Raw genomic sequence first — 1814 nt, 5'->3', positions numbered from 1 at the left:
TTTCTCCAACAAGCGTTGGCTGCACTTCTTCATGTTGTTTGTGCCTGTAACTGGCTTGTGGATGAGTTCTATTGGTATCGTCGGTTTGGCTTTAAACTTGCGGGCTTATGATTTTGTCTCCCAAGAGTTGCGAGCTGCTGAAGATCCTGAGTTTGAAACGTTCTACACTAAGAACATTCTGCTTAATGAGGGTATCCGCGCTTGGATGGCTCCTCAAGATCAACCGCACGAAAACTTCATCTTCCCTGAAGAAGTTCTTCCTCGCGGTAACGCTTTGTAATATTTGAGATTTGGATTTCAGAGCAGTTTATAATCTGGAATCCAAAATCCCACATCCAAAATCCAAAATCGCTGGAGGTTCTACCGAGTGGTAACGCTCTCTAATCCTTACTTAAGCGGCCGCGACCAAGATTCCACCGGCTTTGCCTGGTGGTCTGGTAATGCTCGCCTGATCAACCTTTCCGGTAAGTTGTTGGGCGCTCACGTTGCTCACGCTGGTCTGATCGTATTCTGGGCCGGAGCGATGACTTTGTTTGAAGTCGCTCACTTCATTCCCGAAAAGCCCATGTACGAACAGGGCTTAATTCTCATGCCTCACATCGCTACCTTGGGTTGGGGCGTAGGCGCTGGCGGTGAAGTCACCAGCATCTTCCCCTTCTTCGTAGTCGGTGTAGTTCACCTCATCTCCTCTGCTGTTCTCGGTTTGGGCGGCATTTATCACGCCGTTCGCGGCCCAGAAACCCTGGAAGAATACTCTCGCTTCTTTGGGTATGACTGGAAAGACAAGAACCAGATGACCAACATCCTGGGCTACCACCTGATTATTTTGGGATGTGGCGCTCTGCTGTTGGTAGCTAAAGCAATGGCTTTTGGTGGCTTGTACGACACATGGGCTCCTGGCGGTGGCGATGTGCGGGTAATTACCAATCCCACGCTAAATCCTAGTGTGATCTTCGGCTACTTGACTCGCTCTCCCTTCGGTGGCGAAGGCTGGCTCGTTAGCGTCAATAACTTAGAAGATGTTGTTGGCGGTCATATCTGGGTTGGCTTGATTTGTATTGCTGGCGGTGTCTGGCACATTCTAACTAAGCCTTTCGGTTGGTCTCGCCGCGCCTCTATCTGGTCTGGGGAAGCTTATCTTTCCTATAGCTTAGGCGCTTTGTCGCTGATGGGCTTTATTGCTTGCTGCTTTGTCTGGTTTAACAATACTGTTTACCCTAGCGAATTTTATGGGCCGACGGGGCCAGAAGCTTCTCAAGCTCAAGCTTTGACCTTCCTGATCCGCGACCAACGCTTAGGCGCAAACGTCGGTTCTGCACAAGGCCCGACTGGTTTGGGTAAATACTTGATGCGCTCTCCTACTGGCGAAATTATTTTCGGTGGTGAAACGATGCGTTTCTGGGATTTCCAAGGCCCTTGGTTGGAGCCTCTGCGCGGTACTAATGGCTTAGATTTGAACAAGATCAAGAATGATATTCAGCCTTGGCAAGCTCGCCGTGCTGCTGAGTACATGACTCACGCTCCTTTGGGTTCTTTGAACTCTGTGGGTGGTGTGGCGACTGAGGTTAACTCGTTTAACTATGTGTCTCCGCGTTCTTGGTTGGCCTGTTTCCACTTCGTGATGGGTTTCTTCTTCTTAGTTGGTCACTTGTGGCACGCTGGTCGCGCTCGCGCGGCTGTTGCTGGCTTTGAGAAAGGTATTGACCGGGAGAATGAGGCTGTACTTTCTATGCCTAATCTTGATTAGGTTTTTTGATTGATTTGAAGGCTCCTGTTTAAATGACAGGAGCTTTTTTTTAGGGGCTAGGGGCTAC

Annotated in this window: 1 protein-coding gene and 1 pseudogene; both read left to right on the top strand. The window is 49.6% G+C overall.

Annotated features, from left to right (window positions below; genetic code table 11):
• Window positions 1-280 (top strand): annotated as a pseudogene (locus OSCI_RS10325) (photosystem II D2 protein (photosystem q(a) protein)); the annotation flags it as partial.
• 87 nt (window positions 281-367) lie between these two features.
• Window positions 368-1747 carry a photosystem II reaction center protein CP43 gene (gene psbC / locus OSCI_RS10320; RefSeq protein ID WP_007354881.1) on the top strand — a complete coding sequence of 460 codons (1380 nt, stop codon included), beginning with the start codon at window positions 368-370 and terminating at the stop codon, window positions 1745-1747.
• Window positions 1748-1814 lie beyond the last annotated feature (67 nt).

This window comes from Kamptonema sp. PCC 6506 (assembly GCF_000180455.1).
GTDB lineage: Bacteria > Cyanobacteriota > Cyanobacteriia > Cyanobacteriales > Microcoleaceae > Kamptonema > Kamptonema formosum.
This window is presented reverse-complemented; position numbering and strand designations above follow the sequence as displayed.